This window comes from Phocaeicola coprocola DSM 17136, from assembly GCF_000154845.1.
GTDB classification, from domain to species: Bacteria; Bacteroidota; Bacteroidia; order Bacteroidales; family Bacteroidaceae; genus Phocaeicola; species Phocaeicola coprocola.
The window spans coordinates 37,445-43,748 of the sequence record NZ_DS981511.1 but is presented as its reverse complement, the minus strand read 5'-3'; the positions used below and the strand labels follow the sequence as shown (position 1 = coordinate 43,748).

Sequence of the window (6,304 nt, the reverse complement as noted above, 5' to 3'; positions counted from 1 at the left end):
CGAAGGCAAGGCTACAGGAGAAAGTATTTATGGCTTTTTTGCAAGCATGTCAAGTGTTTACTATCATACAATAACGGCAGCAGAGCCTCTGATGTAGCAAAGACCTCCTTGAACATTTATGGGATCTGTATCTACAGACGGATATACGGTTTACAGGATGTTCGACGGAGAAGACTCAAAGGTGCTTCATATAGGATGCTGGACACACTGCAGGAGGCTGTGGGTCGATGCCTTGCCATCAGACAGAACTGCGATGGATATAATAGACCCTATCGGTGATATGTTCAGAAATGAAGACTTGTTCCGCACAATGAAACTCAGCGGTGAGCAGATTAAGGAAAAAAGACTTAAGCTTACGAGACCTATTCTTGAACGTATCCATCATAAGGTGGTCATGATGATGCAGGATACCAAACTCATGGCAAACGAACTGATGAGAAAGGCTGTGAACTATACGATAAACCAGTGGAAATCCCTGAAAAATATCCTCAAGGACGGTTCTGCGGAAATATCGAACAACCTCTGTGAGCAAAGGATGAAACCTGTAAAGCTGCTGCTCAAGAACTGTATGAACATAGGCAGTGAGGATGCAGCAGGAAACTCGGCATTCATCTTTTCTCTGATAGAAAGCTGCAAGCTTAATGATATAGCCCCTCAGGATTACCTGAAGCACTTGTTTGAATGTATTCTTCATGGTAAGGACTGCGACAAGAAGGTCCTTCTGCCATGTTTTTATAAATCGGAATGTTAAAACTAAACTATTTTCTTGCGGACATTTTTATTTTATCGGCTGAAAAACAGCCGATAAAATTGTCGTGGCGGAAAATAGAATGGTTACATTTTATTCATATAATAAAGGTACTTTAATGACAAATTTATTCTTGTTGTTTTCTATGATAAGCTCCCTGTTGCATAATAACTTATAGCGTTGGGAGAGATTCATAAGCCCTTTTCCCGATGAGGCAACCCCTTGTTTGAGTTTTATAGGATTGGAAACACTGAGCCAGACCTCTTTGTCACGTACTTCGGTGGTCAGTTTTACTTCCATGGGTTTACTGAGACTTATGATATTGTGTTTGATGACATTTTCTATTAAAAGTTGTAGTGTTAAAGGAGGAATAGGTACATCCCAGTATTTTTCATCTATTTTATTGTTTATATTTAGGCAATCTCCCAGACGGACTTTTTGAAGTAGGATATAAGTATTAAGAAAGTCAAGCTCTTCTCTGAGCGGAATGGTATGCTTGTCCTGGCAGTAAAGAATATACCTGTATGTATCGGCGAGGTTTCGTGTAAATTCTATGGCATTCATCGGATTATATTCTATTTCAGAAATAAGTGTATTCAGACTGTTAAATAAAAAATGCGGATTCAGCTGGTTTTGTAGCGCCATATACCGGGCTTGTGCTGTTTTTTCCTCCAGTTCTTCTGCACGTTTATATAGCTTCACCAGATCTACGTAAAAACGGTTCAGCATGAATTGTCCTACAATGATGAGTTCTATAAACCACACTGTAAGCATGACATACAATCCTTTATCTTTCAGCATAAAAGGATGAGGTGACTCTATGAGCAGTTTGGTAGAAACCAGCAACAGGTAATTGGATATGAAGAGAATGATTGCAGCAGTTATTAATCCGATAGACAGCATGCGATGATTCTTTAAGAAAAACTGATAATACATCATCAGTTTCTCGTTTATGTATTTTACGCTGAGTCCAACCCCGTTAAATAATACAACTACGGCAGAAAAAGCCTGAAAAGTCATCAGCCGGTCTTGATATTGGGAAGGAATATCTGCATAATATACCAATAGAAAATAAGAGAAGCATCCTATTCCGGAGAATAAAAGTACATCCCACAAATACCGCTTTATGTCTTTCAGTCTGCTTTTCATTTGTATCATTCTATTATTGTATGTCTATTTTCCCTGTGGCTCTGTCCAGTCCGCTTTTAGCTATCTGAGCGTTTAGCTTCGACTGAATATAATTGATTTTGGCATCCTGATGATATAATTGTGCATTGATAACTTCAAGGATGGAAATATTACCTTCTTTATATTTGTCCATTGCCATCTTTTCGCTGTCGGCAGCTTTCGACAGGGAACTTTCTATGAGTCTAACTTTTTCTATAGCTTGCGAGTAGGTATAAAAGGCGGTTTCTATTTCCAGACGAATATTGTCGGCCACCTTATGATGATTCTCGATTGCCATGTTTACACTATATTTCCCTGATTTTTTGGTATGTCTACGTTTACCCCATTCGAATATAGGTACGCTTAACTTGGCATATACAGCGTAATTAGGATCCAGATCCGATTTGAAATCATATCCCGGTGATGAATAACTTCCATCTATACCAACCGACAGTTTAGGCAAATATTGTGCATTAGCGGTTTTCGAAGCTGATCTTTGAATATCGACTTTATTGGTTGCTATTCGCAGTTCCGGTCTTGATGCCATAGCTGTTTCTACCGTTCCCGGAAAGTGCTGAACTTCTGTCAATGGCACAACGACGGAGTCTGTTTCCAGCTCTTGGTTGAATGGAATGCCGGAGAAAGAGTTCATAGATAAACGTGCTACTTCTGCGTCATTACGCGACTGTATCAGCCGGTATTCAGCATCATTCAGTTTAACTTCTGCCATAAGTAAATCGTTGCGGTCGGAATATTCTTCTTCTACGCGGTCTTTTACTACCTCAACCAACGTTGCGACCGATTCTTTAAACTCTTCGGCCACTGTCACCATTTCCTGACGTGCGACTTTGTTCCAATAATATACATCAGCATCATATATGATATTGTTTGTCACACGCATCTGCTCATAACGTGACGATTCATTTTCTTTTTTTGCCTTGTCATATCCAGCCTGTAGAGCTCCTCCTGAATAGATAGGCTGGGCTAATGTAAGCGATGCCCCATATTTCGCATTTCGTCCCTGAAAGCTAACAGGCTCATTAAGTGAAGGGATAGCTACAGAGAGTTCTGCCGGATTACCGGTATAGTTGAAGTTGGCATTACCAGACAGCGAAGGCAGGAAATCAGCTTTTGCCGATTTCTCTTTTTCCTGTTGTATGGAAGCTGCATATCCTGCTGCCTTTATGTCTTGGTTATATGCTTTCACCTTGGTGCGATATACTTGCAAAAGTTTGTTGTGTTGTGCCTGAGCTTGTGCAGAAACACACATCAGGCACAATATAATCCATTTATTCATCCTCTTGTAATTTGTAAAGTTAAGAAAAAGTTCCACATAAATTTCGAGAAAACGCAATAGACACTATATTTTGTAAAAAATAGCATATAGAGCCGGAGTCACAAATAATGTAAGCAGTGTGGCAAACGACAAGCCGAATACGATTGTTGCTGCCATGCCACCAAATACGACATCGAATAAAAGCGGAATACTTCCGAATACAGTTGTCAGTGCAGCCATCAGTACAGGGCGTACTCTGGAAACTGTAGCTTCGATGACTGCCGTATATGGCGCGATACCTGCTCTTCGCTGTACGTTTACTTCATCCAGCAATACAATAACATTCTTTATAATCATGCCTAATAATCCGAGCCATCCGGCTATACAGAAGAAACCAAACTGGAATCCTGTGAGCAATAATCCGAATACCATACCGATGAGTGACAACGGTAGAATAAGGAAAATGATAAGTGGCTGCCGGAAATTTCCGAAAAGCATGACGAGAATGATTATCAGCATGATAATGGCCAAAGGAAAATATTTGGTCAATGCTGCCATGGCTTCTTTCTGATCTTTATATTGTGAATCCCAGAAAAAACTATAGCCTTCGGGCAGTTTGATGTTTTCTATTTCTTCCCGTATCTCTGCGTGTACTTCTTTCATGGTATGTCCACGTTTCACGTCACATTGGGCAGCCATGGAAAGCTGTCGGTTGTATGTACGCACAAGCGGATATTCCCATGCGATGTTGATGCCATCGGTTACTTGTCCTAACGGAGCAGAGTTAGATCCATTCCATATCTGCGGATCTTCCAGTTTTTCTGTATCCCATGATGCCTCTTCTTTTGTGCGGAGTAGTACGGGAACCTTTTTGTCATTATCGCGGTAAATACCTATGGCCGTTCCGTCGCTAACTGATTTGACAGCATTCATCATATCACTCCGTCCGATATTCAGTCTTCCGGCTTTTACCGGATCGTAGCCCGCTTTTATCATCATAGCCATATTTCCCCACTCGTTGCGTGCATTCAGCACTTTCGGATTCTTACGCATGATACCGATAGCAATGTTTGTCAGAGAATCCAATACAGCCGGATCATCTCCACAGAACCGGGCTTCGATTAAAGCCTGAGGTATGCTGTTGATTTCGAAACTGTTGACTCGTATAAGTGCATCCTGAAATTTTTCAGGAAGCTTGTGATATAAAATTTCCTGTAATTCGCGTGACTTTTCAGGAGTTTCTGCCTCTATCAGACATTGAGCATAATTAGGTTGCGGACCATAAGCAGCATTTGCCAGATAATATCTTGGAGGAGTTTGCCCGATATAAGTAGAAACCTTCTTTACTCCATCGAATGTTTGCAGGTATTCCGTCAGTTGTGCAGCCTGTTTTTCACTCTCTTCGATACGTGTACCTTCGGGCAACCACATGTCTACGGAAAAGTATTGCTTGTTTAATAGTGGCATAAATTGTTGAGGAATATATCTGAATCCCCATCCGGCCACAACTAGCAGTACAACCATGCATCCTACTACTGTATATCGTTTCCGTATCGTGAAACTTAGTGCTTTACGGAAAAAGTCGTATATACGTCCGGTGAATAATTCGTTTTTCAGTTCTTCCGGTCGTGGACGTCTTACGAACTCTTGAACGAAAAATACATTTTGTGTGATGGCAAGTACCCAGCTGAGCAGCAAAGACACCGCTATTACAATAAACAGCGATGAAAGAATCTCGCCTGTGATATGTGGAGAAAGATATACCGGCAAAAAGGTAAGTACTGCTATCAGTGTAGCTCCGAGAAGAGGCATGGCGGTACTTGATACGGCGTTCAGTATGGCAACACGCTTTCTCATTCCATGTTGCATATTAACTAAAGCTGCATCATATACCACAATGGCATTGTCTACCAGCATACCCATTGCAATGATGATGGCTGCAAGCGACATTCGTTGCAGGGCAATTCCAGTAGCCTGCATGTAGATCAGTGTTCCGAAAATGGAAAAAATCAGTCCGCTACCTATTAGAAATCCGTTTTTGAATCCGATGAAGAACAATAGTACAGCTACTACAGTCAGTACAGAAACAATGAGATTCATTACAAATCCATCGTTAGCTACAGCCGATTCATATCCTTGATCATAAATAATGTCCAGTTTATATCCCTCCGGCATATCAGCTTTCAGCTTATCAATTTGCTGGGATACAAGTTCTGCCATCTCTACTACATTCCCGTCGGATACTGTTGAAATTGCGATACCTACAGCTGGAATATTTCCGATTCTCATCAGGTTTCTTGCCGGACGCGAATAGCTTTCTCTGATTTCTGCAATTTCTCCCAGCCGGAAATATTCACCTTTACGCGAAACGACAGTCAGATTCTCTATTTCTTCCAGACTTGTAAAACTTCCATCGGCTTCAATTCGAAGACGATTGGTAGATGTTTCTATCGCACCTGCATCGACTACCTTGTTTTGTCTTTCAAAGGCTGAGGCTATGTCGGCCATCATTACTCCACTTTGAGAAAGTAGTGAAGGGTTGACCGTTACTTCGATTGTCCGGTTCTGAATACCGAACAGTTCGACTTTAGCCACGTCTTTTACGTCCAACAGTTCATTTTTTATTTTTTTTGCACAGTCTTCCAGTTCGCGATAAGTATGTGTTTCACTGCTTAAGCCGTAGAATACTCCCAAGACATCACCAAAATCATCATTTACAACCGATGGACCTGCACCGGCGGGTAACTTGTTTTGTACATCGTTTACTTTCCGGCGAAGTTTGTCCCAAAGCTGTTGCATATCTTTGGCGCGTATTTCTTTTTTCACATAAACGGTAATTTTAGAAAGCCCTGCCCGGTTTTCCGTCTTCAGATAATAAAGTTCACCCAGCGACTGAATCGATTCTTCCAGTACATCGGTTACTTGTTGTTGTACTTCCATTGGAGAAGCACCCGGATAAGAAGTTGTTACGAGTGCTTGTTTGATTGTGAATGGTGCATCTTCAAGCTTTCCCATATTGTTATATGCGAATATGCCTCCACTCAAAATCAGTATCAGTATCAGCCAGCTTAAGGCTTTGTTCGTCAGGAAAAATTTTACTAATCCTTTCATCA

The 6,304-nt window shown here is 41.1% G+C and carries 3 protein-coding genes and 1 pseudogene; 1 reads left to right on the top strand and 3 read right to left on the bottom strand.

What is annotated here, in order from left to right; all coding sequences use genetic code 11:
- A pseudogene (locus BACCOP_RS18325) lies at positions 1–751 on the top strand (IS66 family transposase); the annotation flags it as partial.
- Between the two features lie 90 nt (positions 752–841).
- On the opposite strand, the gene BACCOP_RS18320 reads toward BACCOP_RS18325, so the two are convergent.
- The 3 genes from BACCOP_RS18320 to BACCOP_RS18310 all read right to left on the bottom strand — a co-directional run bounded on the left by BACCOP_RS18320 (position 842) and on the right by BACCOP_RS18310 (position 6,302).
- Positions 842–1,897, bottom strand: coding sequence for a sensor histidine kinase (locus BACCOP_RS18320; RefSeq protein ID WP_040312252.1), 1,056 nt, complete (start codon positions 1,895–1,897; stop codon positions 842–844).
- Positions 1,898–1,910: 13 nt separating this feature from the next.
- A complete protein-coding gene (locus BACCOP_RS18315) occupies positions 1,911–3,212 on the bottom strand; it encodes a TolC family protein (protein WP_007571761.1) in 1,302 nt (433 codons plus the stop codon).
- Positions 3,213–3,275: 63 nt separating this feature from the next.
- Positions 3,276–6,302, bottom strand: a complete 3,027-nt coding sequence (locus BACCOP_RS18310) for an efflux RND transporter permease subunit (protein WP_007571760.1) — start codon at positions 6,300–6,302, stop codon at positions 3,276–3,278.
- Between the last annotated feature and the right edge of the window lie 2 nt (positions 6,303–6,304).

What these genes read in the sequence shown, in the direction of transcription:
- BACCOP_RS18315 (WP_007571761.1), bottom strand. Translation starts at nt 3,212, where the DNA reads ATGAATAAATGGATTATATTGTGCCTGATGTGTGTTTCTGCACAAGCT.
- BACCOP_RS18320 (WP_040312252.1), bottom strand. Translation starts at nt 1,897, where the DNA reads ATGAAAAGCAGACTGAAAGACATAAAGCGGTATTTGTGGGATGTACTT.
- BACCOP_RS18310 (WP_007571760.1), bottom strand. Translation starts at nt 6,302, where the DNA reads ATGAAAGGATTAGTAAAATTTTTCCTGACGAACAAAGCCTTAAGCTGG.